The sequence below is a fragment of the Sphaerisporangium sp. B11E5 genome, from assembly GCF_039871875.1.
GTDB lineage: Bacteria > Actinomycetota > Actinomycetes > Streptosporangiales > Streptosporangiaceae > Sphaerisporangium.
This window is the reverse complement of the sequence record NZ_JBDPMD010000071.1, coordinates 1-25,490: the sequence shown is the minus strand read 5'-3', so window position 1 is coordinate 25,490 and position 25,490 is coordinate 1. Positions and strand designations below refer to the sequence as shown.

Genomic DNA, 25,490 nt, shown 5'->3' with positions numbered 1-25,490 from the left:
CATGGGTCTCGACACCAAGCCGCTGTCCGCCGTGCTCGGGGCGTCGTCCTACTCGCTGGACGACTTCCCGGTGCCGACCGGGCGCGAGGAGATCTGGCGGTTCACCCCGCTGTCGCGGCTGCGCGGCCTGCACGACGGCACCGCGTCCGTCACGGGCAACGTCGCGGTCGAGGTGTCCCCGGCGCCGGAGGTCAGGGTCGAGACCGTCGGCCGTGACGACCCCCGGGTGGGCCGGGCGTACGTCCCCACGGACCGCGTGAGCGCCCAGGCGTTCTCCTCCTTCGAGAAGGCCACCGTGATCACGGTGCCGCAGGAGGCCGTGACGTCCGCCCCCACCGTGGTCACCCTGCGGGGCGACCGCCAGGGCACGGCGTACGGCCACCTCGTCATCTCGGTGGAGCCGATGGCCGAGGCCGTCGTCGTGCTGGACCACCAGGGCAGCGCGGTGTACGCCGACAACGTCGAGTTCGTCGTCGGCGACGGGGCGACGCTGAAGGTTGTCAGCCTGCAGGACTGGGCCGACGACGCGGTGCACGTCTCCCACCACCACGCCTCCCTCGGCAGGGACGCCACGTTCAAGAGCTTCGTCGTCACCCTCGGCGGCGACGTCGTGCGCCTGGCGCCCTCGGTGTCCTACACCGGCCGCGGCGGCGACGCCGATCTCAGCGGGCTGTACTTCGTGGACGCCGGCCAGCACATCGAGCACCGTCTGCTGGTCGACCACAGCGTGCCCGACTGCCGCAGCAACGTCGACTACCGCGGCGCGCTGCAGGGCGACGAGGCGCACGCCGTGTGGATCGGCGACGTCATGATCCGCGTCGAGGCCACCGGCACCGACACGTACGAACTGAACCGCAACCTCATCCTCACCGACGGCGCCCGCGCCGACTCGGTGCCCAACCTTGAGATCCTCACCGGCGAGGTCGCCGGGGCCGGCCACGCCTCGGCCTCGGGACGCCTCGATGACGAGCACACGTTCTACCTGCAGGCGCGGGGCATCCCCTACGACGAGGCGCGCCGCCTGGTCATCCGGGGCTTCTTCGCCCAGCTCATCAACAAGATCGAGGTCGAGGAGATCCGCGACCGTGTGCTCGCCGCGGTGGAGGCGGAGCTCGCACGATGACATTTCAGAAAGTCTGTTCTCTCTCCGACATCCCGGACGGCGGCGTGACCGGCGTCGAGCTGGAGGGGAGGCCGGTCGCGCTGGTGCGCAAGCACGATGAGGTGTTCGCCCTGCACGACGTCTGCTCGCACGCCGAGGTACGGCTGAGCGAGGGCGAGGTGTACGACGACACGCTGGAGTGCTGGCTGCACGGCTCGTGCTTCGACGTGCGCACCGGCAAGCCGACCGGCCCCCCCGCGGTGCGGCCGGTGCCCGTCTACCGAGTCAAGCTCGACGGCGACGACGTGCTCGTCTCGTTCGACAGCGACGACAATGCCGAAAATGGGGAGCCCTAAGTGTCCAGCTTGGAAATTCGTGACCTGCACGTCGCCGTCGAGGACAAGGAGATCCTGCGCGGCGTCGACCTGACCGTCCGGTCGGGCGAGACCCACGCCATCATGGGGCCGAACGGCTCGGGCAAGTCCACGCTCGCCTACGCCATCGCCGGCCACCCGAAGTACACCATCACCTCCGGCGCCGTCCTGCTCGACGGCGAGGACGTGCTGGCGATGTCGGTGGACGAGCGGGCCAGGGCCGGTCTGTTCCTCGCCATGCAGTACCCCGTGGAGGTGCCCGGCGTCTCGGTGTCGAACTTCCTGCGCAGCGCCGTGACGGCCGTGCGGGGCGAGGCGCCGAAGCTGCGGGTGTTCACCAAGGAGCTCAAGCAGGGCATGGACGCGCTGGCCATCGACGGCGCCTTCGCCCAGCGCAACCTCAACGAGGGCTTCTCCGGCGGTGAGAAGAAGCGCCACGAGATCCTCCAGCTCGAGCTGCTCAAGCCCAAGATCGCGATCCTGGACGAGACCGACTCCGGCCTGGACGTCGACGCGCTGCGCGTGGTGTCCGAGGGCATCAACCGCTTCAACGCGGCCGGCGAGACCGGCGTGCTGCTGATCACCCACTACACCCGCATCCTGCGGTACGTGAAGCCGCAGTTCGTGCACGTGTTCGCGGGCGGCCGCATCGTCGAGGAGGGCGGCCCCGAGCTCGCCGACAAGCTCGAGTCCGAGGGCTACGAGCGTTTCACCAAGGCCGCGATATGACGACCCTGACGACGAGCGTGCTCGACGTGGAGAGGATCAGGACCGACTTCCCGATCCTCTCCCGCGAGCTGCCCGGCGGCCGGCCGTTGATCTACCTGGACTCGGGGAACTCCTCGCAGAAGCCCTTCCAGGTGATCGAGGCGATGCGCGACCACCTCGCGCAGCACTACGGCAACGTCGGCCGCGCCCTGCACGTCCTCGGCAGCGAGTCCACCGAGGCGTACGAGGGGGCGCGGGACAAGGTGGCGGCTTTCATCGGCGCGCCGTCCCGTGACGAGGTGGTGTTCACCAAGAACGCCTCCGAGGCGCTCAACCTGGTCGCGTACGCCTTCGGCAACCCCATCGGGGCCGACGCGCGGTTCCGCATGGGGCCCGGCGACGAGATCGTCATCTCCGAGATGGAGCACCACTCCAACATCGTGCCGTGGCAGATGCTCGCGCAGCGCACCGGCGCGACGCTGCGGTGGTTCCCGGTCACCGACGAGGGCCGGCTGGACCTGTCGGGGATCGACGACCTGATCACCGAGCGCACCAAGATCGTGTCGATCGTGCACCAGTCCAACGTGCTCGGCACCGTCAACCCGGTCGCCGACGTGCTGGCCCGGGTCCGCCAGGTGGGCGCCCTGATGATGCTGGACGCCTCCCAGTCGGTGCCGCACCGCAAGATCGACGTGGCGGCGCTCGGCGTGGACTTCGTGGCGTTCACCGGCCACAAGATGGTCGGTCCTTCCGGCATCGGCGTGCTGTGGGGGCGGCGGGAGCTGCTGGAGGCCATGCCGCCGTTCCTCGGCGGCGGCGAGATGATCGAGGCGGTCTGGATGGACCACTCGACCTACGCCCCGGTGCCGCACAAGTTCGAGGCCGGCACCCCGCCGATCGTCGAGGCCGTCGGCCTCGGCGCCGCCGTCGACTACCTGACGTCCATCGGCATGGAGAACATCCAGCGGCACGAGCACGACCTGACGGTGTACGGCCTGGAAGCGCTCCAGGAGTTCCCCGGGCTGCGTATGATCGGGCCCAGGACCGCGGAGGACCGCGGCGGCACCCTGTCGTTCACCATCCCCGGTGTGCACCCGCACGATGTGGGGCAGATCCTGGACGACCGGTTCGGCATCGCCGTGCGCGTCGGGCACCACTGCGCCCGGCCGTTGCATCTGCGGTTCGGAATACCCGCGACCACGCGGGCGTCTATCTACCTGTACAACACCACGGAGGAGATCGACGCTCTGGTCCGCGGCCTCCACGACGTCCAGAAGGTGTTCGGATAACGACATGATCGCCGAGTCGCTGTACCAGGAGCTGATCCTGGAGCATTACAAGCATCCGCTGGGCCGCGGCCTGCGGGAGCCGTACGACGCCGAGGTCCACCACGTCAACCCGACCTGCGGGGACGAGGTGACCATGCGGGTGAAACTGGGCGACGGCGGCAAGGTCGAGGACGTGTCCTACGACGGCCAGGGCTGCTCGATCAGCCAGGCCGCCGCGTCGGTGCTGCACGAGCTGGCCACCGGCGCCGACGTCCAGGAGACCCTCGCGATCGTGGACGAGTTCACCCGCCTCATGCAGGGCCGTGGGCAGGTGGAGCCGGACGAGGACGTGCTGGGCGACGCCGTGGCGTTCGCCGGGGTGGCCAAGTACCCCGCGCGGGTCAAGTGCGCCCTGCTGGCCTGGATGGCCTACAAGGACGCCCTGGTGCGGAGCTCCGCGTGAGCCGGCTCCGGGATCTCGGCTGTACTGTGAGCGGTGTGTCGGCGAAGACCGAGGAGAAGGAGGCGGCGTGAGCAAGCCTGTGGAGACCCCCACCGGGTTCGACGGCGAGACGAGCCGCGACGACGTGATGGAGGCGCTCAAGGACGTCGTCGACCCCGAGCTCGGTGTCAACGTGGTCGACCTCGGCCTCGTCTACGGCGTCAACCTCGACCCCGGCGACCCCGGCGCCCCGCCGGTGGCCACCCTCGACATGACGCTGACCAGCGCCGCCTGCCCCCTGACCGACGTCATCGAGGAGCAGGCACACTCCGCCCTGGACGGCATGGTCTCCGACGTCAAGATCAACTGGGTCTGGCTGCCCCCGTGGGGCCCGGACAAGATCACTGACGACGGCCGCGACCAGCTCCGCATGCTGGGCTTCAACGTCTGACCCACGCCGCTCCACCGGCCTCACGGGCGTCCTGCGGGCCTTCCCGCCTCGCGAGCCCCGTTTCTCACCCCGCGCGTGCGCTTCAGCGCCGCGACGGCGGGACGTGGTACGGCGAAGCCGGCGCCTTTCACGGCGCCGGGCCGGCCTCCGCGCCGTGGGTGAGAGGCACCCGTCCCCTTACGCTCGCCGCACCCACCGGCCAGGGAAGGCGTAGAGGTGCCGGCGGCCTCCCGGAGGCGGGGGAGGCCGGCACCCCTGGAAGTGCGGACGGTACCCCCGTTGATCGCGAGGGTCCAGGAGTCAGGTAGACTCAAGAACGCTCATAGCGGGCGACGTCCGGGGGGTTCCCGGCGATCACGGCCCGCCCGGCGCCGTCCAGGCGCCTTCCTCCAGCGCGGTGAACCCCGCGCGCCCCGGCTCGTCCTTTCCGAGAAGTGACGTGCCATGATCTCTTCTATCGAAAGGCACGACACAACGTGACCAGCTTCACTGCCGCCATGCCCGCCGACGCGCCCACCGGCGCTCAGCGTGACGAGGCGGTGCCGGCCGCGCCCGAGGGCCCGCCGGAGTTCGCCCTGCTGGGGCTGCCGAAGCCCCTGGTGACCGCGCTCGCGCGGCAGGGCATCACCAGCCCGTTCCCCATCCAGCGGGCCACCATCCCCGACATCCTCTCCGGCAGGGACGTGCTCGGCCGCGGTCAGACGGGCTCGGGCAAGACCCTCGCGTTCGGCCTCCCCGCCATGGCCCGCGTCGCGGGTGTGAAGGCCGCCCCGCGCCGCCCTCTCGCCGTGATCCTCGTGCCGACCCGCGAGCTCGCCATGCAGGTCGCCGACGCCCTCGAGCCGCTCGGGCGGGGTCTGAGCCTGCGGGTGAAGACCGTCGTCGGCGGCATGTCCATGGGCCGCCAGATCGAGGCGCTGCGGCGCGGCGTCGAGATCGTCGTGGCCACCCCGGGCCGTCTCACCGACCTCATCCAGCAGGGTGAGTGCTCGCTCGCCGACGTGCGGGTCACCGTGCTCGACGAGGCCGACCACATGTGCGACCTCGGCTTCTTCCCCGTGGTGAGCGCCCTGCTCGACCACACCCCCGCGGACGGCCAGCGGCTGCTGTTCTCCGCCACCCTGGACGGCGACGTCGACAAGCTCGTCCGGCGCTTCATGAACGCCCCGGTGACGCACTCCCTGGCCCCGGCCACGTCCCCGGTGGACACCATGGAGCACCACATGCTCCAGGTCACCCGGGACGACAAGTTCGCGGTCACCGCCGAGATCGCCGGGCGCGACGGCCGCACCATCATGTTCGTCCGCACCCAGCACGGCGTGGACCGCCTGGTCAAGCAGCTCGCCCGGGTGGGCGTGCGGGCCGGCGGACTGCACGGCGGCAAGCGGCAGAACCAGCGTTCCCGCATCCTCGCCGAGTTCCGTGAGGGCACCATCGGCGTGCTGGTCTGCACGGACGTCGCCGCCCGCGGCATCCACGTGGACGACGTCAGCCTGGTGCTGCACGTGGACCCGCCCATGGATCACAAGAGCTACCTGCACCGCGGCGGCCGCACCGCCCGCGCGGGCGAGCGCGGCACCGTGATGACCCTGGTGCTGCCCGACGAGCGCCGCTCCGCCGAGTCCATGACCCGCCGCGCCGGCGTCCGCCCGAGCCGCATCAAGGCCACCCCCGGCCACCCGAGCCTGGCCGAGCTGGCCGGTGCCCAGACCCCGAGCGGTGTCGCGGTCCCCGTGTGGGAGCCCTCGGCGCCCCAGGCCACCGAGCGCCCGCGCCGCGGCACCGGCCCCGGTGGCCGCCGCCCGCGCCGCTACTCCGACCGTCCTCGCGAGGCCTCGTCCGGCGAGCGCCCCGCACGCGACGGCCACCCGTCCCGCGACGGCCACGCTCCGCGTGAGGGCCGCCCCGCCCGCACCTCGCGCCCGTACCGCGACCGCTCCGGCGGCTCGCGCCCGTCCCACTGATCCACGACCGCTGAAGGCCCGGCCGGGAAACCGGCCGGGCCTTCGCCGTACGATCGGCCTGCCCCGGGTCAGGGGGCGGGGGGCGGGGCGGTGCTGGCGCGGGGTGTCAGGCGGGAGGGTTTGTCCTCGTAGGGGGTGACCTCCTCGCCGCCGATCAGGGCGAGGAGGCGGCGGGCGGCCTGGGCGCCGTAGGCGGCGATGTCGCGGCTGAGGGCGGTCAGCGGGGGCCGGACCACCTGGGACAGCGGGGAGTCGTCCCAGGCGACGATGGAGAGGTCGGCGGGGACGTCCAGGCGCATCTCCTGCGCCACGGACATGCCCGCCACGGCCATGATGTCGTTGTCGTAGATCAGGGCGGTGGGGCGCGGGGACATGCTCAGCAGGCGGCGGGTGGCGCGGGCGCCCTCCTCGCCGGTGTAGTCGGTGTGGACGGTGATGGGGTCGCTGAGGCCCAGCTCGGCGCACACGGCGCCGAAGGCGCGGTCGCGGAGCAGGGTGTGGGCCAGGCGGGGGAGACCGCCGACCCGGGCGACGCGCCGGTGGCCGAGCGCGGTCAGGTAGGCCACGGCCTCACGGATCGCGAGGCCGTCGTCCGACCACACCGGCAGCAGGGATCCCGCCTCGGCCGGGTGGCCGAGCACCACGACCGGCATGCCGAGCGTCTCCATCACCGGGACGCGCGGGTCGGCGAAGTGGAGGTCGACGAGGATGGCGCCGTCGATGCGCCCCTCGCCCCACCACCGGTGGTACACCGCCATCTCCTCGTCGTGGTCCGGCACCACCTGGAGCATCAGGGCGTAGGACCGGGCGGAGAGCTCGCTCTCGATGCCGCTGATCAGCTCCATGAAGAACGGCTCCACGCCGAGGAACCGCGCGGGCCGGGACAGCGCCAGGCCCACGGTGTCGGCCCGCGCGCCGTTGAGCGCACGCGCGGCGCTGTTGGGACGCCAGCCGATCTCCTCGGCGATGGCGACGATGCGTGCCCGGGTCGAGGCGGACACCCCCGGCTGGCCGTTCAGCGCGTAGGAGACGGCACCTTTGGAGACGCCCGCCTGCCGGGCGATGTCGGCGATCGTCGGTCGCTTCACTGAGCCCCCCTCAAGTGAACACGTACAGACCCAGCCCCCGACGGCCAGTACTTTACTATGCTCGCCGGCCCGCGAAACGCCTCGCAGGGCCGGGTCGTGTACCGGCACCCGCCCGTGTAGCTGAACCGGGGCAGCGAATAGCCTGACGCAGGGCGCCGACGTCATACGGTCGTTGACATTCCCGACATACCGGTCGTACTTTCACGGTACTTATCCGGTTCAGTCGTGATGCCGAAGCCCGCTCCTCGGAAATCCGCGACCGCGGAATCCGGGCCGTCCGGCCGAAAGGCCGACCCCGAAGGAGAACCCCTTGAGCATGTACCGTCCGCTGCACGACGGCTGGATTCTCACCGCCGTTTCGGACGACGTGGACATCGCCGGCGTGCCGGCCACCGTCCCCGGCTGCGTGCACACCGATCTGCTCGCGGCCGGTCTCATCGACGACCCCTACCTGGACGACAACGAGAACAGGCTCACCTGGATCGGCCGCGCCACCTGGGCGTACGAGACCACCTTCACCTGGGCGGACGACGGCGCCGAGCGGGCCGACCTCGTCTGCGACGGCCTGGACACCGTGGCGGCCGTGCTGCTCAACGGCACCGAGGTGGCGGCCACCGCCAACATGCACCGCTCCTACCGCTTCCCGGTGCGTGAGCTGCTGCGCGAGGGCGAGAACACCCTGCGGGTGGTGTTCGGCTCGCCCTACGACTACGCCGAGCGGCGCAGGGCCGAGGTGGGCGACCGGCCGGGCGCCTACGACGAGCCGTACCAGTTCATCCGCAAGATGGCCTGCAACTTCGGCTGGGACTGGGGCCCCACGCTGGTCACCTCCGGCATCTGGCGCCCCGTCGGCCTGCACGCCTGGAGCGGCGCCCGGCTGGCGTCCGTGCGTCCCCTGGTGACCATGGAGGGCCCCGGCGGGCGGGTCGAGGTCCGCGCCGCGGTGGAGCGGGCCACCGACGCCCCGCTGGTGGTGACCGCCGAGGTGGCCGGGGTGCGCGCCGAGGCCCGCCTCGCGCCGGGCGAGCACGAGGCCGTCCTGGTGCTCGCCGTGCCCGAGCCCGACATGTGGTGGCCCCGTGGACACGGCGACCAGCCCCTGTACCCCCTGACCGTCCGCGTGGCCCCCGAGGGCACCGGGCAGGGAGCCGGCGAGGCCCTGCCCGGGCACGACGAGTGGACCGGGACCGTCGGGTTCCGCTCGGTGCGGCTGGATCTGACGGACGGCGCGTTCACGATCGTCGTGAACGACGTGCCGGTGTTCGTCCGCGGCGCCAACTGGATCCCCGACGACTGCTTCCCCGCCCGCGTCACCCGGGAGCGCCTCGAAGAGCGCCTCGGCCAGGCGTGCGGCGCCAACATGAACCTGGTGCGGGTGTGGGGCGGCGGGCTGTACGAGAGCGACGACTTCTACGACCTGTGCGACAGGCTCGGCCTGATGGTCTGGCAGGACTTCCCCTTCGCCTGCGCCGCCTACCCCGAGGAGGAGCCGTTCGCCTCCGAGGTCGAGGCCGAGGCGCGCGACAACGTCGTGCGGCTCATGCCCCACCCGAGCCTGGTGCTCTGGAACGGCAACAACGAGAACATCGAGGGCTACCACGACTGGGGCTGGCGGGAGAAGCTCGGCGGCCGCACCTGGGGCGCCGGCTTCTACTTCGACCTGCTGCCGCGCGTGGTCGCCGAGCTCGACCCCACCCGCCCGTACTGGCCGGGCAGCCCCTACTCCGGCGCCCCGGACCTGCCGCCCAACGACCCCGCGCGCGGCACCGTGCACATCTGGGACGTGTGGAACCGCGAGGACTACCTGCGCTACGGCGCCTACCACCCGAGGTTCGCCGCCGAGTTCGGCTTCCAGGGGCCGCCCGCGTACGCCACCCTGCGGCGCGCGGTGCGCGACGAGCCGCTGACCCCCGGTTCCCCCGGCGTCGCGCACCACCAGAAGGCCCTGGACGGCATGGAGAAGTTGCTGCGCGGCCTCGGCGACCACCTGCCCCGGCCGTCCGGCATGGACGACTGGCACTACCTGACCCAGCTCAACCAGGCCCGGGCCCTCACCTTCGCGCTGGAGCGCTTCCGCGCGCAGGCCCCGCGCTGCATGGGCACCGTCCTGTGGCAGCTCAACGACTGCTGGCCGGTGATCTCCTGGTCCGCCGTGGACGGCGACGGCCGCCGCAAGCCCCTGTGGTACGCCGTCCGCCGCGCCTACGCCGACCGGCTGATCACCTTCCAGGGCGACGCGGTGGTCCTGGTCAACGACGGCGGCTCGGAGTGGGCGGGGGAGCTGGCCGTGGCCCGGCTCGCGCTGAGCGGCGAGCCCCTGGCCGAGGAGACCTTCCCCGTCGCCGTCCCCGCGCGCGGCGCCGTGCCGGTGCCGCTGCCCGCGGCGCTGGCGGCGGCGGGCGACCCCGCCAAGGAGCTCGTGACCGCCGCCCTCGGCGGCCTGTCCGCGGTGCGGTTCTTCGCCGAGGACACCGAGGTCGCCTTCCCCGAGGCCCAGATGGACGTCGCCACCGAGCCGGTGCCCGGCGGCACCCGCGTCACGGTGACCGCGCGCACGCTGGTGCGCGACCTCGCGCTGTTCCCCGACCGCCTCGACCCCCGCGCCGAGGTGGACGACATGCTGGTCACGCTGCCGCCCGGCGCCACCGCCACCTTCCACGTCACCTCGCCGGCCCCGCTCGACCCGGCCGCGCTGACCTCCCACCCGGTGCTGAGGTGCGTCAACGAGGCCCGCGGGTGACGTACCGGGGTGGTTAGCGCGTGTTCCGGCCGGGGCCGACTACTCTTGGCGGGGCAGGGACACCGACGTGAGAGAGATCATGAAGACCTTCGATGAGCTGTTCGCCGAGCTGTCCGAGAAGGCACGCACCCGACCCGCCGGGTCGGGCACCGTGGCCGCCCTGGACGCCGGGGTCCATGCCATCGGCAAGAAGGTCGTGGAGGAGGCCGCCGAGAGCTGGATGGCGGCCGAGCACGAGTCCACCGACCGGGCGGCCGAGGAGATCTCCCAGCTTCTCTACCACGTGCAGGTCCTGATGATCGCTCGCGGCATCGGGCTCGACGAGGTTTACAAGCATCTGTAGTGCCGGTCCGGTTCCCGGCCCGGCACGCCTCGTCACGCCCCGCCGTCCATCCGATCAAAAGGTGCTTCACCATGCTGCGACTCGCCGTACCGAACAAGGGCGCCCTCACCGAGGCCGCCCAGACCATGCTCAACGAAGCCGGCTACCGTTCACGCAAGGACACCAAGGAGCTCGTGGTCGTCGACCCGGAGAACTCCTGCGAGCTGTTCTTCCTGCGTCCCCGTGACATCGCCGTGTACGTCGGCGAGGGCACCCTGGACGCCGGCATCACGGGCCTGGACATGCTGTACGACTCCGGCGCCCCCGCCGAAGAGGTCATGCGCCTCGGGTTCGGCGTCTCCACCTTCCGCTTCGCCGCTCTCCCCGGCGAGTACACGTCGGTCAAGGATCTCGAGGGCACGCGGATCGCGACCTCCTACGCCGGCCTGCTCGGCAAGCACCTCGCCGAGATGGGGGTGGAGGCCCGGGTGATCAAGCTGGACGGCGCGGTGGAGACCGCGATCCGCCTCGGCGTCGCCGACGCGGTGGCCGACGTCGTCGAGACCGGCACCACGCTGCGCAACGTCGGCCTGGAGGTCTTCGGCGAGCCGATCGCCCACTCCCAGGCCGCGCTGATCCGGCGCGCCGGCGCCGAGGAGACCAGCGGCGTACGGCAGCTCGTCCGCCGGCTCCAGGGCGTGCAGGTGGCCCGCGACTACGTGATGATCGAGTACGACATCCGGGCCGAGCGCATCGACGAGGCCATCTCGATCACCCCCGGCATGGAGGGCCCCACCGTCTCCCCGCTGCACCGCGAAGGCTGGGTCGCCGTCCGCGCCATGGTCCCCCGCAAGGGCCACCAGCAGGTCATGGACCGCCTCTGGGAGATCGGCGCCAAGGCCGTCCTCGCCACCGCCATCTTCGCCTGCCGCCTGTAGGCCCCGTCCGGCGAATGTGACCGCCGGGCCCGGACGGCGGTCACCGCGTGTCCGGCGTGCCCGCGTCCAGGCCAGGACCGGGGCCGTCCGCCGGAGCGCACGGATCCGGCAGGCGGGCGGCCCTGGCGTTCAGGTAGCGCTGACGCGGGAGGCTGGTGGTGCGGCGGGCGGCGGCCTGGTAGGAGCGGCGGGCCGCGGTGTGGTCGCCGGTCATCTCCAGCAGGTGGGCGCGGACCGCGTGGAGACGGTGGTCCTCCGCGATCCGTGCGTCGGCCTCCAGCTCGCCGAGCAGGGCGAGGCCCGCGCGCGGGCCGTGCGCCATCGCCGCGGCGACGGCGTGGTTCAGCGTCACCACGGGGTTGTCGGTCATGCGCGTCAGCACGGCGTACAGCGCCGTGATCTGGGGCCAGTCGGTCGCCTCGGCGCTGGGTGCCTCGTCGTGGAGGGCCGAGATCGCCGCCTGGAGCTGGTACGGGCCGACCGGCCCGTTCCGGAGCGCCTCGGTGACCAGTGCCACGCCTTCGGTGACGGAGGCGGCGTCCCAGAGGGTGCGATCCTGTTCGGCCATCGGCACCAGCTCGCCGCTCGGCCCGGTGCGCGCCGGGCGGCGGGCCTCGTTGAGCAGCATGAGGGCGAGCAGGCCGGTCACCTCGGAGTCGCCGGGCAGCAGCCGGTGCATCACCCGGGTCAGCCGGATCGCCTCGGCGGACAGCTCCGTGCGCTGGAAACGCGGCCCCGACGTGCTGGCGTAGCCCTCGTTGAAGATCAGGTAGAGCACGTGCAGGACCGCGCCGAGCCGCGCGGCGCGTTCCGGGCCCGGGGGCAGGGCGAAGGGGATGCCGCTCTCCTTGACGCGCTGCTTGGCCCGGCTGATGCGCCGGGTCATGGTGCCCTCCGGCACGAGGAACGCGCGCGCGATCTCCGCGGTGGTCAGGCCACCGGCCGCACGCAGGGTGAGCGCGATCTGCGAGGCCGGGGACAGCGAGGGGTGGCAGCACATGAACAGCAGGATGAGCGTGTCGTCGGACTCCGGCACCGCCCTGTCGGCGGCCGGGGCCAGCCATCGGTCCGGCGGGGTCAGGGCGGCGACGGCGTCCTCACGCCGCCGCCGCGCCTGCTCGGCGCGCAGCAGGTCGGTCAGCCGGCGTGAGGCGACGGTGACCAGCCAGGCCCGCGGGCCGTCGGGGACGCCGTCCCGCGGCCACTGGGTGGCGGCGGCGAGAAGCGCCTCCTGGACGGCGTCCTCGGCGAGGGGGAAGTGCCCGTAACGGCGCACCAGGGCGCCGAGGATCTGCGGCGCCAGGGAGCGCAGCAGATCCTCGGTCTCGGTGCCCGGCCCGGGAGCGATCAGAGCTCCAGGTCCGCGAGGGTCTCGGCGATCGGCCGTACGTCGGCGTAGGCGTTGGCGGTGACGTGCTCGGGACCCGGGCAGCCGGCGAGCCGGGCGGCGATCTCGGTGGCCCGGTCGAAGCTCTCGCACTCCACGATCCAGTAGCCGGCCAGGACCTCCTCGGTCTCGGCGTACGGCCCGTCCGTCACCACCGGGACGCCGTCGCGCGACGCGAGCCTGCGGGTATGGACCGGCGCGGCCAGCGCGCGTGTCTCGACGAGCTCGCCGGACTCCTCCAGCTCCTTGTTGAGCCGCTCCATGAACGCGCCCATCGCCGCGAAGTCCTCCGCGGACCAGGCGGGCGTGCCGGTGTCCTGTCCCGCCATGCCGTCGTAGTCCTGCTGGGAGCCGTAGGTCAAGATCATGTACTTCACGGGTATCTCCTCTCGGCGGGCACCTCTTCCCGGTGCCTCTCACCGGAGACGTCGGCGCGGCCGGCCCGTCCCGGACATCCACCGCCGTCCGATCCCAGGAGAATCTATCGCCGCCGCGCTCCGGCCTGGACGGCGGCCGCCGTGGACCTCGTGGTGACGGGGCGGTTCGCGGCCGCCGGGGGGCGGCCGGTGAACCCGGTGGTGCCGAACTGCGCACTCTGCGAGATGGGACCCGTGGTTCTGACGGTGATGATGAAGCCCAAGGGCCGGTCGGGGGACCGGTCGGGGGCAGTCACGCGCGGCACCTGACATCTGCGCGTTCCCGGTTCCGGACGACCGGCGCGGCACATCTGCCGCCGCCGAGCCGAGACTCGATTCTGTAAAGGGCGGGAACCTTGATGTCACATTCACCTCTGCGTGCCCCGGCGGCCGCTCCGGCGTCCGACTGGCTGAGCGTCATCACCCCCGCGGAGCCGGACGGCGCCGTCCTGCGGGTCGATCAGGACCATCCTTTCTTCTTCGACCACCCTTTGGACCACGTGCCGGGTATGTTGCTGGTCACCGGCCTGCTCGACCTGGCCAGAGCGCGCGCGGGCGTCACGTCCGGCGGCCATGCCACGCGGTTGCGCTTGCGTTTCCTGCGGATGTGCGAGCTGGAGGGCCGGATCTCGTTGCGCGCCGATCCGGTGCGGGGCGGCCCCCGCGGCGCCTTCGCGGTTCAGGCGGTGCAGGACGACGCCACGGTGTGCGAGGGCACGGTCGAGCTGACCCCGGCGGCGCACGGTGACCCCGGTCCGGGGGGACGGGGCGGGCCCGTCCCGGTCAGGCCCGTCACGCGGGACCTGGTGCACCGGGCCGACGCGTGGAACGTCGTGCTGGGCGACCTGGTGGTCACACCGGAGCGGTACGAGGCACGGCTGCTCTCCCCGCCTGCCGGGCACTTCCTGCTGCGTCACGGCGCCGGGACCCGCGCCGCGGAGGAGATCGTCGAGTCGGGACGCCAGTTGATCACCGCCGCCATGCACCTGACCCATGGCCGCCCCCGCGACACCGCGATGTTGTGGCTCACCCTCACCGCCGACCTTCCCGCCCTCACCCGCCACCCGGCCCCGCTCGCCCTGCGCTGGGAGACCACCCCGCCCCGCGGCGACCGCGCCGCCTTCGACATCGCCGTCCTGTCCGGCGACACCCGGGTGGGCACGCTGGCCTACGCGACCAAATGCATGACCCCCGCCGGCTACGCCCGGTTCCGCGCGACCCGGCGGGCCGCGTGAGCGCCCCCACCGGCCGGTCACCCGGCCGTCCCGCGTCGCCGGCCGCGGGGCCCGGTGCCGTCACGGCGTCCCGCGGGAGCGTCCTGTCCGCCGCGGCCCGGCGGCGGGCCGCTCACATCGCTCCGGTGCTGTTCTGGGTGGCTGTCGCGGTCACCGTGGCCGGGTTCGCGGCACGGCTGGGGGACGGCGGGCCGATGGGGGTGTTCGCGGCGGCGTTCGTCGCCGCCAACCTGGGGTGGCTGCTGCTGGAGACGCCGGTCACGTTCCGCCGCCCGTCCGCGCCGCCCCGGGAGGTGGCGACCCTGGTGACGTACGCGCTGACCCGTGTGGCGACCATGAGCGCGGCGATCCTCGTGCCGCCGCCGTGGGCCCCGTCCCCGTGGCTCGCCGTCCCGGTGCTGCTGTTCATCTCCGGCGTGCTGCTGCGGGTGGTCGCGATGCGGGAGCTCGGGCGGTTCTACTCCCACCTCGTGATCCGCCGCGACGACCACCTGATCGTCCGGACCGGCCCCTATCGCTCGGTCCGCCACCCCGCGTACGCGGGCATGCTGCTCGGCCACGCCGGTCTGGTGCTCTTCTTCCTCAACCCCGCCAGTGCGGCACTGCTGGCCGCCCTGGCCGCGGTGATCGGCTGGCGCATCCGCGTGGAGGAGCGCGAGCTGATGGCCGTACCCGCCTACCGGGCGTACGCCGCCGGGCGGCCCCGCCTCGTCCCTGGGCTCTGGTGACCATGACCACGGTCCACACCGGTGCGTCCGGCCGTGCCCCCGCGCGGCCGGACCCCGCCGGGGCGCGCCCCGGCCTCACCTGCGACGAGTTGCTGACCACCACCCGCTCGGTGCGCCGCGCCATGGACCTGACCAGGGACGTGGACCTGGACGTGGTCAAGCGGTGCCTGACCACCGCCCTGCAGGCGCCCAACGGAGCCAACCGGCAGCCCTGGCGCTGGCTCGTGCTCACCGACCCCGGCGTGCGCGCCGCGGTGGCCGCGGTGTACCGGCGGGCCTTCCTCGACCGCAACGGGCCGCCCCCGCCGCGCCCCCCGGCGCCCGGCGACCGGGCCGCGCGCATGGTGGAGGACGCCCGTGAGCTGGCAGGCAAGCTCCATCGGGTGCCGGTGCTGGTGATCCCCTGCCTGGAGCTGGACGTCACCGAGCTGCCGTCCGGCAACCAGGCGAGCATGTGGTCCTCCGTGCTGCCGGCCGCCTGGAGCTACGCGCTGGCGGCCCGCACGTACGGCCTGGTCACCGCGTGGACCACCGTGCACCTGGACCGCGAGAAGGAGGTCGCGGGGCTGCTCGGCCTCCCCCCGACCGTCCACCAGGGCCCCTTGCTGCCCACCGCCCACGGCACCCGCACCACGTTCCGCCCGGCGCCCCGCCGTCCGCTGCAGGACGTCCTGCACGTCGACGGCTGGCGGGGCGGTCCCGAGGTTCACCACGAGATCCCTGAGGAGGGACGCGCATGACGCCGCCGACCGCGGCGCCGGTTCTTGACGCCGGTCCGCTGGACGCCGCCGAGGTGGGCAACAAGTTCGCCCGCCTCGCGTCCATGCGGGCGGCCGGGTTCCCGGTGCCGCCGCTGTACTGCCTGCCCGCCGCCGCCTTCGACCACGCCGTCGAGGAGGTACGCGCCGGGCTGCCGCCGCTCCCGCCCGCCGGGGACCACGCCGCGATCCGCGCCTGGGGCGAGGACGCCGCCGCGCGGACCGCCGGGCTGCCGGTCCCCGCCGGGCTGGCCGAGGCCGCCCTCGCCGCGTTCGACGAGGTGATCGGCCCCGGCGGCCTGGCCGCGGTGCGGGCCTGCGTGGTGCCGGGCCCGGGCGGGGTGGGGGAGGACGACGCCGGCGACCCGTTCGCCGGGATGAGCGACAGCTTCCTGTACGTGCCGCGCGGTGACCTGCTCACCCGGATCGCCGCCTGCTGGGCGTCGGCGTACAAACCGGAGGCCGTGCTGTACCGCCTGACCCGCGGCGGCGACCCCGCCGCCACCCGCGTCGCGGTCGGGGTGCAGGCCATGGCGCTCGGCGCCCGCTCGTTCGTCGCGTTCACCCGCGACCCGCGCGACGGCGCCGAGCGGCTGGTCATCGCGGCCGCGCACGGCATCGGCGAGGGCGTGGTGCAGGAGAAGGCCGACGTGGACCACTTCTTCGTCGACACCCGCACCGGCGCGACGCACGCCGAGACGGTCCGCAAGCGGCGCATGGTCGGCCCGCCCGCCCCCGGCGGGGACGGCGAGCCCGCGCTGCTGGACGTGCCCGCGGAGCTGGCCGTCGCCCCGGTGCTCGGGCCCCGCGACATCGCCCGGATCGCCGACGCCGCCGAGGGGATCGAGCGCCACTTCGGCGGCCCGCAGGACATCGAGGGCACCTTCACCCCCGACGGCGCCCTGCACGTCGTGCAGTCCCGCCCCATGGTGCCGCCCCGCCCCCCCGCGTCCCCCTCCCGGCCGGTGGAGTGGAGCAACCACAACATCACCGAGAGCTACCCGGGGGTTTCCGGGGCGCTGACGTACTCGCTGGCCCGAGACTTCTACCGGTGGATCTTCGCCGACCTGTACCGGCGGATGGGCGTGCCCGAGCGCACACTGCGCCGCAACGCCCACCACCTGGCCCGGATGGTCGGCACGCTCGACGGCCGGATCTTCTACCGGATGGACGCCTGGTACGCCCTGCACGGCCAGATGCCGGTCTTCGAGTTCATCCAGGGCTGGTGGGAGCACGGCATGGGCCTCGCCGCCACCCCGCGCGCCGCGTCGCCGCGGCCGGGGTGGCGGCTGCGGGCGCTGCGGGCCGCCCCGGGGGTGATCCGGCGGATGATCGCCCACCCGGCCGAGGTCCGCGGCTTCCTGCGGTGGTGGGACACGGTCGCCGCCAACGAGCGGGTGGACGAGCTCGGCCCCGAGGAACTGGTCGTGTACTACCGGCGGCTGTGGGCGGCGGTCGCGGCCCGGTGGGGGGTGACCCTCACCAACAGCATCCTCGGCATCGTGGCCGTCCAGACGCTCGACACGCTGCTGCGGCGCTGGGCCGGGCAGGACGGCCACTCCTTGATGCTCGGGCTGCTGTCCGGCGGCCCGGACAACCGGTCACTGGCCGCGGTGCGGTCCGCGATCGCGCTGGCCGAGCTGGCCGGCGCCGACGAGCGGCTGCGCGTGGACGTGCTCGGCGCGCGGGAGCCCGAGGCGGCCCGCGAGGTCTGGGAGCGGCTGGCCGCCGGGGGGTACGGCGCCGCGCCCGCCGAGGCGGCCCTGGCGTACCTGCGCAGGTACGGGGACCGCGCCACCGGCGACCTGAAGCTGGAGGAGCCCACCCCACGGCAGCGGCCCTGGATGGTGCTCGACCTGCTGCGCCCCCTGGTGAACCAGGGCCGCACCGTGGCCGCCAGCCGCGCGGAGGAGCGGCGCGTCCGCCGTGACGCCGAGCGGGAGCTGCGCCTGCGCTGCCCGAGCCCGGTGCGCCGCGCCGTGCTGCTGGCGCTGGCCGCCGTGCTGCGCGGCTTCGTCACCGCCCGCGAGGACATGCGGTTCTGCCGCAGCCAGCTCTACGGCGTCTCCCGGCGCGTCCTGTTCCGCCTCGGCGCCGAGCTCACCGCCGCCGGGCACCTGGACGACCCGGCCGACGTCGTCGACCTCACCGTCGCCGAGGTGCTCGGCGCCTTCGAGGGCACCCTGCCCGGCACGGCCCTGCGCCCCCTGGCCGCCCACCGCCGCGCCGCGCGCGAGCACCACGCCACCCTCCCGCCCCCGGCGGCCCGCATGGTGACCGACGCCGGTGTCCCCCTGGCCGTGCCCCGGCCGCTCGCCTCCGAGGAGACGCCGGCCGGCGCGCGCCTGCTCCGCGGCCTGGCCTCCAGCGAGGGCGTGGTGCGGGCCCGGGCCAAAGTGGTGGAGCATCCGTCCGTCCCCCCCGAGTCCTGCCAGGACCGCATCCTGGTCGCCCGCGAGACAGACCCCGGCTGGCTCTTCCTGATGACCGCCGCCAAGGGCCTGGTGGTGGAACGCGGGACCCTGCTGTCCCACACCGCCATCACGGGCCGCCTCCTCGGCGTCCCCACCGTGGTCGCCGTCCCCGGCGCCACCACCCTCATCCCCGACGGCGCCTGGGTGGAACTCGACGGCGCCGCCGGAACCGTGCGTCTTCTTGAGGACGTCACGGACGACTCCCCGCCCGCCGGTGCCGCGGCCGGGACGGACCGCGTGCCGGAGGTGGCGTCATGACCGTCCAGGACGACGCCGGGGTGAAGCCGGGCGGTGGGGCCGTGACCACGCCGCCGGCCGGGACGGCCGTGACCACGCCGCCGGCCGGCGCCGCGGGGGCCGCGTCCCCCGGGGAGCGGGCCGGGACGGCGGCGCGGCTCTGGCGGTACGTGCTCGGCAGTTACCCGCCCGCGTTCTACCTGACCTACGCGGTCACCTGGGCGCTGGGGGTGAGCGCGCTGTTCGCGCTGGCCGACCCGCGGGTGGCGGCCTGGCGGCCGGACGGCGCGGCGCTGGTCACGGCCGCGACGTTCGGCATCACGTTGCTGCTCATGCGGGCCGTGGACGACATCCGCGACCTGGACTACGACCGCGTGCACAACCCGGGGCGCCCGCTGCCGGCCGGCGCGGTGCGGGTGCGCGACCTCGGCCTGCTCATCGCCGCGGGCACCGCCGCGGTCCTGGCGCTCAACGCCGCGCGGGGCGTCGTGCTCGCCGTGCTGGCCGCGCAGCTCGGGTACGCCCTGCTGATGCTGCTCGCCGACCGCCGGTGGGGCTGGCCGCCCGAGGAGAAACTCGGGCTCGCCACCCTGGTCAGCGCGCCGGTGCAGATCCTGCTCAACCTGTATCTGTACGCCGGGATGCTCCAGAAGGAGGGCCTGGCGCCGAGCCTCCACGCCGTGCCGGCCCTGTTCACCGTCACCGCGGCCTTCCTGCACCTGGAGTACGCACGCAAGGTCACCCGGGTCACGCGCCCCGGCGAGCGGGGCTACGCGGTCGCGTACGGCGCGGACCGCACCGCCGTGTTCGCCGTGGCCGGCGCCGTGATCTCGGTGGTCCTGTCGCTGACGCTGACCCGCCCCTGGCAGGACGCCCCCGGTGCCGCCCCCTGGGGGTGGCTGGCCCTGCCGCCCCTGGTGTTCGTCGCCTTCGGCGCGCACCGCTTCTGGCGCGCCCGCGCCTCCCGCTGGCCCCTGCTCCCCGCCGCGCTGTTCCTGCTGACCACCTTCCTCGCCTACCTGGCCGCCGGCGTGCTCGGAAAGGACCTCACGTGACCGCCCTGCCCACCGACCCCGTCCCCGGCCGGCCCCCGGGCGTGCCGCACACCGGGGCGAACCGGCGGCCCGCCGCACCCCGCGCCGTGCCGCCGCCCTTCCCGTTCCAGGAACGTCCCGGGGTCCGGGCGCCGGAGGAGTACGACGGACTGCTCGCCCGGCCGGGGCCGTGCGCCGTGCGGCTTCCCGGCGGGGCCGAGGCGCTGGTGGTGAGCCGGTACGCCGAGGTCAGGGCCGTGCTCTCGGACGACCGGTTCAGCAGGGCCCGTTACCCGGGCCGGCCGATGTTCGCGCGCACCCCGGAGTCGCTGGCGCTCGCCACCAGCGATCCTCCCGTGCACACCCGCAGGCGGCGCGCGGTGCTGCGCGCCTTCACCGCGCGGCGGGCCCGGCAGCAGGCGCCGTGGCTGCGGGCCCTCGCCGGGGAACTGCTGGACGCGATGGCGGCGGCGCCGGGGCCCGCCGATCTGGTGGAGGCGTTCACCGTGCCGTTCGCGTTCCGCGCCATCGCCAGGATCATCGGGATCCCCCCGGGCGACCGGGACCGGCTGCGCCCGCTGGTGGACCGCATGATGTCCACCACCGCGTTCGCCCCGCGGGAGGTGGCGGCGGCCCACGAGGAGGCCGGCCGGTACTTCGACGACCTGGTGGCCGCCCGGCGGGCCGCGCTCGACCGCGGCGAACCGGGATCGGACCTGCTCACCGAGCTGCTGGCCGCCCCGGAGCCGGAGCGGCTCACCCCGCGCGAGATCTCCGTGCTCGGCGCGGGCCTGCTGATGGCCGGGTACGAGACGACCGCCAACCAGCTCGCCATGTGCGCCCTGATGGTCTTCGCCGACCCGGCCTGGGCGGACGAACTGCGGGCCGTCCCCGGCGCGGTCGCCCCCGCCGTGGAGGAGATGCTCCGCTGGAGCTCCCTCGTCGCCACCGGCGGCGCCCCGCACGTCGCCACCGAGGACGTCCGTCTGGGCGGCACCCTGGTCCGAGCCGGCCAGGTGGTCGTCCCCCTGACCGACGCCGCCAACCGCGACCCCGCGGTGTTCGAGGCCCCCGGCGTCTTCACCCCCGCCCGCAGCCCCAACCCCCACCTGGCCTTCGGCCACGGCCGCCACTTCTGCCTGGGCGCCGACCTGGCCAGGACCGAACTGCGCGTCGGCCTGACGGCCCTCCTCGGCCTGCCCGGCCTGACCCTCGCCGTCCCACCGGAAGGCCTGGAATGGCGCCGCGGCATGTTCATCCGCGGCCCACGCACCGTGCCGGTCCACGTCACACCCCCACCTCCGGGGGACGGTTCCCGTGCGGCTGTCGCCGATGGGGACGGTTCCCGTGCGGCGGCCGCCGAAGGGAGCGGTTTCCGTGCGGCCGTCGCCGAGGGGGACGGTTGCCGTGCCGTCGCCGCCGAGAGGGACGGTTCCCGTGCCGTCGCCGCTGAAGGGAGCGTTCCCCGTGCCGTCGCCCCCGAGGGGCACACTCCTCGTGCGGCGTCGCCGGGGAGAACGGTCCTGTCGCGGTCCGTGCCCGGCGGGGTGGCGCGGTGACCGGGGTCCGCGACGTCCCCGGCGCCCATCCTCGGGGGGTGCGGCCGTGAGGCTGGACGGCATGTACATCGCCGGGGTGGGCGTCTGCCTGCCCCGCGTGCTCGACACCCGGGAGGCGGCCAGGCGCGGGGTGCCCGGGGCGGCGGAGGCGGCGGACAGCGGGTGGACGGGGGTCGCGGTCGCGGGGGAGCGGCCCGCCCCCGAGATGGCCGCCGAGGCGGCACAGACGGCGCTGGCGCGGTCGGGACACCGGAGCGCGGACGTCGCGGTGGTCATGTACGCCTGCATCCTGCCGCACGGGCCCGAGGGGTGGCCGCCGCACACGTACGTGCAGCGCCGGGTGGTCGGCGGCACGGTGCCCTCCATGGAGATCAGGCAGCAGTGCAGCGGGATGCTCGGCGGCATGGAGTTCGCCGCGTGCTTTTTGTCGGCGCGCGACCGGACCGCGGCGCTGGTCACCGGGGCCGACAACTTCGGGCCGCCGATGTTCGACCGCTGGCGCTACGCCGCCGGGGCGGGCACCAACCGGGCGTCCATCAGCGGGGACGCCGGGGCGGCCGTGCTGCTGTCGCGGCGCGGGGGTTTCGCCCGGCTGCGCGCCGCCGGGTCGATGACGGTGCCCTGGCTGGAGGAGCTGTTCCGCAGCGGGATCCCGCTGTTCCCGCCCGAGCCCGCCCTCGGCCGGCCCCCCGACGTGGGGGCCCGGTTCGCCGACTACCGGCGGCGCGAACCCGCGGCGTTCGACGCGGCCAAGGAGGCCCTGTCCCGGGCCAGGACCGAACTCGCCCGCCGCACCCTGGCCGAGGCCGAGGTGCCCGCGTCCCGGGTCACCCGGGTCGCGCACGTGTTCACCGGCGCGCGGCCCTACGTGGAGAGCGTGCTCGGCCCCCTCGGCATCGATCCCGCCCGCGGAATGCTCGACTTCGGCCGCCGCCTCGGCCATCTCGGCACCTGCGACCCGGTGGTGGCGCTGGACCATCTGGTCACGACCGGCGCGGCCGGACCGGGCGACCACGTGCTGATGCTCAGCAACGGCGCCGCGACCCTCGCCTGCGCCGTCGCCGAGATCGTCGAACCCCCCGCGTGGCTGGAAGCGGCTTAGCGCCGGCTCAGCGGGAGGCGCCGCCCGCGGCGTGGCGGATCAGGTCGCCGACGTGCACGATGCCCATGCAGCGGCCCACCTCGTCCACCACCACCAGGTCGTCGTACACCCGGGCGGCGTCCCTGCCGGCGAGCTGCATGGCGGCGATGGCCGGCGTGGTCTTCGGCACCACGCGCGGCGGGTCGGCGAGCCGCTGGGCGGGCTTCTTGGCGTGCAGGGCGTGGCCGTACGGCCCGGCGATGGACAGCAGGAAGCGGCTGCGGTCCACGCTGCCCCGGGGGCGCTGGTACTCGTCCACCAGGATGACGCTGGTGATGGACGGCTCGGTGCCGAGGGCGTCCACGACGTTCTCCGCCGTGGCCCCGACGTCGAGCGTCACGGCGGGCATGAGGAACTCCTGCACCCGGGGGCCGAGGTCCACGGTGCTCGGCTCCTGCTCCTCCGCCGGGACCGGGAGGGGGACGCGCACCCTGCCGTGCGAGGGGCGCCAGTCGAGCGGGGCGAGCAGCGGGCCCTGCGCCAGCCGGATCCCCCAGCGGCGCAGCGCGGCGAGCTGGGTCTCGTCGCGCACACCCGGCGCGAGGACGTGCACCCCCATGCCGGTCGCCATGCGGGCGATCGCCTCGCCGACCGAACTGCGGCGCGGGTCGGCCGGGATGCGGTCCACCAGGCCGGGCGACAGGACGGCGGCGTACGGCGCGGCGTCGGCGATCAGGTCCAGCGGCAGGTGCGAGGCGCCGAGCCCGCCGAGGGCCACCAGGTAACCCACGGTGCGCAGCCCGTCGATCCCGACCAGCAGGGCACGCCGGTCCTCGGCCGCGAAGTCGCCCGCGACCACCAGGATCACCTCGCGTGGCCGGCGTTTGGTGGCCCGCATCGCCTCGTGCAGCGGCGCCATGGCCGCCGAGCCCTCGATCACCGCTCGCGACGGCACCGACAGCACCAGAGGAAGCAGCGCCTCCTCCCGGGAGGCCGCGTGCGCGGCGGCGACGGTGGCGGAGATGTCGCTCTCCTCGCCGAGCCGCCCAGGGGCGCCGTGACGTGGCGTGTGGTCGCTGCGCACCGGCTCGCCGTAGTGCCCGTACGGGGACCCCTGGTCGACGTAGCCGCGCGCCGGATCGACGTACCCCGGGCCACGGCTGTCCGGCTCGTCGGGCTGCGGGGCGGTGGACGCCTCGATGGCGATGACCCCGCCCGAGTCGAGATCGACGATCGGCAGGAAGGTCACCGGGCCGTCCCCCGCGCCGTACGATCGCCCTGCGTGAGGTGCCGGCTGCGCACCGAAGGTGGCAGCGGTTCCCGGAAGGGTGGACCCCGGGAGAGGAAGTGGGACCGTCACATGGGGATTGTCCTGCGGTTTCCTGCCCGATTGATACCGCTGTGGCCGGAGTTCACCCACATTTTTCATACTGTTGGACCGACATCCTTGTTTTACGGCCCATGGCAAGGTTTGTAACCGTTTGTAATCAAGATCCGTCCTCAGTGACGCCTCCCCAGGACAGGTATCGTTCGGCGGCATGACGTCACGACCCGCCGCCGGAGGAGGACGCTGGATCCCGGTCCCCGCCGAACGCCTGGAGACCTGGCTCGCCGGCTTCACCCACCGCCACGGCCCGGCGAAGGTATCCATAGACGGCGACGTCATCCACGTCCACGCCCAGGACGGCACCGTGGCGGAGTGCCACGTCCCCTTCCCTCCACTTCCCCGTCTCGACGCCCGCCCCCTGCCGTCAGATCCCAAGGACACCCCACCCACCGACGGCGGCCTGCCACCACGTCCGGGTGTTGATCCGCGTCCGGGTGTTGATCCGCGTCCGGGTGTTGATCCGCGTCCGGGTGTTGATCCTCCGCCCCGCCGTGAGGCCGTCCGGCCGCCGCTCCCCGAAGGCGACTCGCTGACCGGCGGCGGCCCGCCGCCCCGTCCTGACGATGACCCGCCGCCACGCTTTGAGGGCGCCCCACTGCCCGGCTCTGAGGGCAGGCCACTGCCGGTTTCCGAGGGTGACTCGCTGACCGGCGGCGGCCCGCTGCTACGTCCTGACGGCGGTCCGCTGCCGCGTCCTGACGGTGATCTGCTGCCGCGCGTCGAGGGCGGCCTGTCGCCGGATCCCGGCGGCGGCCTTCTCCTGGAGGCCCTGGTGGCGCACGCGGTGGCCTCACGCCGGGTCGGCGTCCTGTTGGTCCGCCTGGGCGGCCACGCGGTCGGTGTTTTCGAGGGCACCACCCTGGTCGTCTCCAAGGTGGGTTCCCGTCAGGTGCACGGCCGCAGCGCGGCCGGCGGTTGGTCCCAGCAGCGCTTCGCCCGCCGCCGCGACAAACAGGTCGCCGAGGCGACCCAGGCCGCCGCCGACACCGCCGCCCGCGTCCTCGTCCCCCACGCCCCCACCCTCGACGCGGTGATCCTCGGCGGCGACCGCCGCACCATGACCCCCCTACGCGCCGACCGCCGCCTGGCCCCCCTCTTCGCCCTGGAGACCCAGCCCTTCCTCGACGTCCCCGACCCCAGACTCACCGTCCTCCAGGACACCCCACGCCACTTCCGCGCCGTCCGCATCCGCCTCCTGGACCCCCCGACCTGACACGGCGCCGAACACGCCGCACCACGTCCCGCCGCGTCGTCGCGGTCAGGAAGCACCCCAGCGGGCGGGAGGCGCGCCCTGTCCTGGGCCACCGCTCCCCTGGGAGGAGAGGCGCCTGGCGCGGTGGTGGATGTCGTGCCGGCCGTGGCCGGTGGGGTGGTGGTAGATGTCGTACTGGCCGTGGGGGTTTGGGTGGGCAGGCCGACCTGGAGTGGGGAATCTCTACCGGGTGGGCAATGACCACAGCAGCCGAAGTGAGGTTTCGGGGTTGAACGGGGCGAAGCCCTTGAAAACACAGCCCGAGCCGGAAGGCTCCCCGGCGCTTGGAGGGCGGGCCATGCTATGAGCGGCCGCCCACGGTCTCGGTTGGTCGAGCGCCGTACAACGGCGCCGGGTTCGCCGTACCACGTCCCGCCGTCGCGGCGCCGGTCGGGGACGCAACCGGCGGGTCGGGTGCTGAGTGCTGAGGTCGATGGTAGGCCGAGGTGCTGAGGTCGGTGGTGGGCCGGGGTGTTGGGGTCGGTGGTGGGCTGGGGTGTTGGGGTCGGTGGTGGGCTGGGGTGTTGGGGTCGGTGGGTGGCGGT

23 protein-coding genes are annotated in these 25,490 nt (G+C 73.9%); 18 read left to right on the top strand and 5 right to left on the bottom strand.

The features are described from left to right. The first annotated feature begins 1 nt into the window (after position 1). The 7 genes from sufD (at position 2) to ABGB17_RS36380 (ending at position 6,309) form a co-directional block, all read left to right on the top strand. Positions 2 to 1,123 (top strand): Fe-S cluster assembly protein SufD, encoded by a 1,122-nt coding sequence (sufD, locus tag ABGB17_RS36410; protein ID WP_347638466.1) that lies wholly within the window; start codon positions 2 to 4, stop codon positions 1,121 to 1,123. Further along, positions 1,120 to 1,458 (top strand): non-heme iron oxygenase ferredoxin subunit, encoded by a 339-nt coding sequence (locus tag ABGB17_RS36405; RefSeq protein WP_347638464.1) that lies wholly within the window; start codon positions 1,120 to 1,122, stop codon positions 1,456 to 1,458. Before sufD ends, ABGB17_RS36405 begins: the two co-directional genes overlap by 4 nt. After that, positions 1,459 to 2,205, top strand: coding sequence for a Fe-S cluster assembly ATPase SufC (gene sufC, locus ABGB17_RS36400; RefSeq protein WP_347638462.1), 747 nt, complete (start codon positions 1,459 to 1,461; stop codon positions 2,203 to 2,205). Continuing rightward, positions 2,202 to 3,473 carry a cysteine desulfurase gene (locus ABGB17_RS36395; protein ID WP_347638460.1) on the top strand — a complete coding sequence of 424 codons (1,272 nt, stop codon included), beginning with the start codon at positions 2,202 to 2,204 and terminating at the stop codon, positions 3,471 to 3,473. Before sufC ends, ABGB17_RS36395 begins: the two co-directional genes overlap by 4 nt. Positions 3,474 to 3,477: 4 nt before the next feature. Then, a complete protein-coding gene (gene sufU / locus ABGB17_RS36390) occupies positions 3,478 to 3,915 on the top strand; it encodes a Fe-S cluster assembly sulfur transfer protein SufU (RefSeq protein WP_347638458.1) in 438 nt (145 codons plus the stop codon). A gap of 127 nt (positions 3,916 to 4,042) precedes the next feature. Beyond that, positions 4,043 to 4,345, top strand: coding sequence for a metal-sulfur cluster assembly factor (locus ABGB17_RS36385; protein ID WP_347638491.1), 303 nt, complete (start codon positions 4,043 to 4,045; stop codon positions 4,343 to 4,345). Between the two features lie 476 nt (positions 4,346 to 4,821). Further along, positions 4,822 to 6,309 (top strand): DEAD/DEAH box helicase, encoded by a 1,488-nt coding sequence (locus ABGB17_RS36380; RefSeq protein ID WP_347638456.1) that lies wholly within the window; start codon positions 4,822 to 4,824, stop codon positions 6,307 to 6,309. 68 nt (positions 6,310 to 6,377) lie between these two features. Here ABGB17_RS36380 and ABGB17_RS36375 read toward each other — a convergent pair whose 3' ends face one another. Further along, the gene (locus ABGB17_RS36375) at positions 6,378 to 7,397 is read right to left on the bottom strand and encodes a LacI family DNA-binding transcriptional regulator (RefSeq protein WP_347638454.1); all 1,020 of its coding nucleotides are present in this window, start codon (positions 7,395 to 7,397) and stop codon (positions 6,378 to 6,380) included. A 316-nt stretch (positions 7,398 to 7,713) separates the two neighbouring features. On the opposite strand from ABGB17_RS36375, the gene ABGB17_RS36370 reads away from it, so the two are divergent. The 3 genes from ABGB17_RS36370 to hisG all read left to right on the top strand — a co-directional run bounded on the left by ABGB17_RS36370 (position 7,714) and on the right by hisG (position 11,397). Beyond that, positions 7,714 to 10,137 carry a glycoside hydrolase family 2 protein gene (locus tag ABGB17_RS36370; RefSeq protein WP_347638489.1) on the top strand — a complete coding sequence of 808 codons (2,424 nt, stop codon included), beginning with the start codon at positions 7,714 to 7,716 and terminating at the stop codon, positions 10,135 to 10,137. Between the two features lie 79 nt (positions 10,138 to 10,216). After that, a complete protein-coding gene (locus tag ABGB17_RS36365) occupies positions 10,217 to 10,480 on the top strand; it encodes a phosphoribosyl-ATP diphosphatase (protein ID WP_347638487.1) in 264 nt (87 codons plus the stop codon). 71 nt (positions 10,481 to 10,551) lie between these two features. Further along, complete coding sequence (gene hisG, locus ABGB17_RS36360) at positions 10,552 to 11,397, top strand: ATP phosphoribosyltransferase (RefSeq protein ID WP_347638452.1); 846 nt, start codon at positions 10,552 to 10,554, stop codon at positions 11,395 to 11,397. A 40-nt stretch (positions 11,398 to 11,437) separates the two neighbouring features. On the opposite strand, the gene ABGB17_RS36355 is transcribed toward hisG, so the two are convergent. The 3 genes from ABGB17_RS36355 to ABGB17_RS36345 all read right to left on the bottom strand — a co-directional run bounded on the left by ABGB17_RS36355 (position 11,438) and on the right by ABGB17_RS36345 (position 13,457). Next, entirely contained in the window at positions 11,438 to 12,745 is a 1,308-nt protein-coding gene (locus ABGB17_RS36355) for a sigma-70 family RNA polymerase sigma factor (protein WP_347638485.1), read from the bottom strand. Then, the gene (locus ABGB17_RS36350; RefSeq protein ID WP_347638483.1) at positions 12,745 to 13,152 is read right to left on the bottom strand and encodes a YciI family protein; all 408 of its coding nucleotides are present in this window, start codon (positions 13,150 to 13,152) and stop codon (positions 12,745 to 12,747) included. Before ABGB17_RS36350 ends, ABGB17_RS36355 begins: the two co-directional genes overlap by 1 nt. A 113-nt stretch (positions 13,153 to 13,265) precedes the next feature. Further along, complete coding sequence (locus ABGB17_RS36345) at positions 13,266 to 13,457, bottom strand: hypothetical protein (RefSeq protein WP_347638450.1); 192 nt, start codon at positions 13,455 to 13,457, stop codon at positions 13,266 to 13,268. Positions 13,458 to 13,559: 102 nt separating this feature from the next. Here ABGB17_RS36345 and ABGB17_RS36340 point away from each other — a divergent pair, with 102 nt between their 5' ends. The 7 genes from ABGB17_RS36340 to ABGB17_RS36310 are packed head-to-tail and all read left to right on the top strand — an operon-like array spanning position 13,560 to position 22,327. Continuing rightward, positions 13,560 to 14,435, top strand: a complete 876-nt coding sequence (locus tag ABGB17_RS36340) for an AfsA-related hotdog domain-containing protein (RefSeq protein WP_347638448.1) — start codon at positions 13,560 to 13,562, stop codon at positions 14,433 to 14,435. After that, positions 14,432 to 15,163, top strand: a complete 732-nt coding sequence (locus tag ABGB17_RS36335; protein ID WP_347638446.1) for an isoprenylcysteine carboxylmethyltransferase family protein — start codon at positions 14,432 to 14,434, stop codon at positions 15,161 to 15,163. The genes ABGB17_RS36340 and ABGB17_RS36335 overlap by 4 nt, the downstream gene beginning before the upstream one ends. Positions 15,164 to 15,165: 2 nt before the next feature. After that, positions 15,166 to 15,903, top strand: a complete 738-nt coding sequence (locus ABGB17_RS36330; RefSeq protein WP_347638444.1) for a nitroreductase family protein — start codon at positions 15,166 to 15,168, stop codon at positions 15,901 to 15,903. Further along, entirely contained in the window at positions 15,900 to 18,653 is a 2,754-nt protein-coding gene (locus ABGB17_RS36325) for a PEP/pyruvate-binding domain-containing protein (protein ID WP_347638442.1), read from the top strand. The genes ABGB17_RS36330 and ABGB17_RS36325 overlap by 4 nt, the downstream gene beginning before the upstream one ends. Further along, positions 18,650 to 19,687, top strand: a complete 1,038-nt coding sequence (locus ABGB17_RS36320) for a hypothetical protein (RefSeq protein WP_347638440.1) — start codon at positions 18,650 to 18,652, stop codon at positions 19,685 to 19,687. Before ABGB17_RS36325 ends, ABGB17_RS36320 begins: the two co-directional genes overlap by 4 nt. Further along, a complete protein-coding gene (locus tag ABGB17_RS36315) occupies positions 19,684 to 21,225 on the top strand; it encodes a cytochrome P450 (RefSeq protein WP_347638438.1) in 1,542 nt (513 codons plus the stop codon). The genes ABGB17_RS36320 and ABGB17_RS36315 overlap by 4 nt, the downstream gene beginning before the upstream one ends. A 46-nt stretch (positions 21,226 to 21,271) precedes the next feature. Beyond that, entirely contained in the window at positions 21,272 to 22,327 is a 1,056-nt protein-coding gene (locus ABGB17_RS36310; protein WP_347638436.1) for a 3-oxoacyl-[acyl-carrier-protein] synthase III C-terminal domain-containing protein, read from the top strand. 7 nt (positions 22,328 to 22,334) lie between these two features. On the opposite strand, the gene ABGB17_RS36305 is transcribed toward ABGB17_RS36310, so the two are convergent. Next, entirely contained in the window at positions 22,335 to 23,555 is a 1,221-nt protein-coding gene (locus ABGB17_RS36305) for an EAL domain-containing protein (RefSeq protein WP_347638434.1), read from the bottom strand. A gap of 289 nt (positions 23,556 to 23,844) precedes the next feature. Between ABGB17_RS36305 and ABGB17_RS36300 the strand changes: the two genes are divergently transcribed. Continuing rightward, positions 23,845 to 24,906, top strand: a complete 1,062-nt coding sequence (locus ABGB17_RS36300; RefSeq protein WP_347638432.1) for an acVLRF1 family peptidyl-tRNA hydrolase — start codon at positions 23,845 to 23,847, stop codon at positions 24,904 to 24,906. The last annotated feature ends 584 nt before the right edge of the window (positions 24,907 to 25,490 follow it).

Bases quoted from the DNA above. Each gene is read 5' to 3' on its own strand.
- sufD (WP_347638466.1), top strand. From the start codon at position 2: ATGGGTCTCGACACCAAGCCGCTGTCCGCCGTGCTCGGGGCGTCGTCC.
- ABGB17_RS36405 (WP_347638464.1), top strand. From the start codon at position 1,120: ATGACATTTCAGAAAGTCTGTTCTCTCTCCGACATCCCGGACGGCGGC.
- ABGB17_RS36395 (WP_347638460.1), top strand. From the start codon at position 2,202: ATGACGACCCTGACGACGAGCGTGCTCGACGTGGAGAGGATCAGGACC.
- sufU (WP_347638458.1), top strand. From the start codon at position 3,478: ATGATCGCCGAGTCGCTGTACCAGGAGCTGATCCTGGAGCATTACAAG.
- ABGB17_RS36385 (WP_347638491.1), top strand. From the start codon at position 4,043: ATGGAGGCGCTCAAGGACGTCGTCGACCCCGAGCTCGGTGTCAACGTG.
- ABGB17_RS36370 (WP_347638489.1), top strand. From the start codon at position 7,714: ATGTACCGTCCGCTGCACGACGGCTGGATTCTCACCGCCGTTTCGGAC.
- ABGB17_RS36365 (WP_347638487.1), top strand. From the start codon at position 10,217: ATGAAGACCTTCGATGAGCTGTTCGCCGAGCTGTCCGAGAAGGCACGC.
- hisG (WP_347638452.1), top strand. From the start codon at position 10,552: ATGCTGCGACTCGCCGTACCGAACAAGGGCGCCCTCACCGAGGCCGCC.
- ABGB17_RS36350 (WP_347638483.1), bottom strand. From the start codon at position 13,152: ATGATCTTGACCTACGGCTCCCAGCAGGACTACGACGGCATGGCGGGA.
- ABGB17_RS36340 (WP_347638448.1), top strand. From the start codon at position 13,560: ATGTCACATTCACCTCTGCGTGCCCCGGCGGCCGCTCCGGCGTCCGAC.
- ABGB17_RS36330 (WP_347638444.1), top strand. From the start codon at position 15,166: ATGACCACGGTCCACACCGGTGCGTCCGGCCGTGCCCCCGCGCGGCCG.
- ABGB17_RS36325 (WP_347638442.1), top strand. From the start codon at position 15,900: ATGACGCCGCCGACCGCGGCGCCGGTTCTTGACGCCGGTCCGCTGGAC.
- ABGB17_RS36320 (WP_347638440.1), top strand. From the start codon at position 18,650: ATGACCGTCCAGGACGACGCCGGGGTGAAGCCGGGCGGTGGGGCCGTG.
- ABGB17_RS36300 (WP_347638432.1), top strand. From the start codon at position 23,845: ATGACGTCACGACCCGCCGCCGGAGGAGGACGCTGGATCCCGGTCCCC.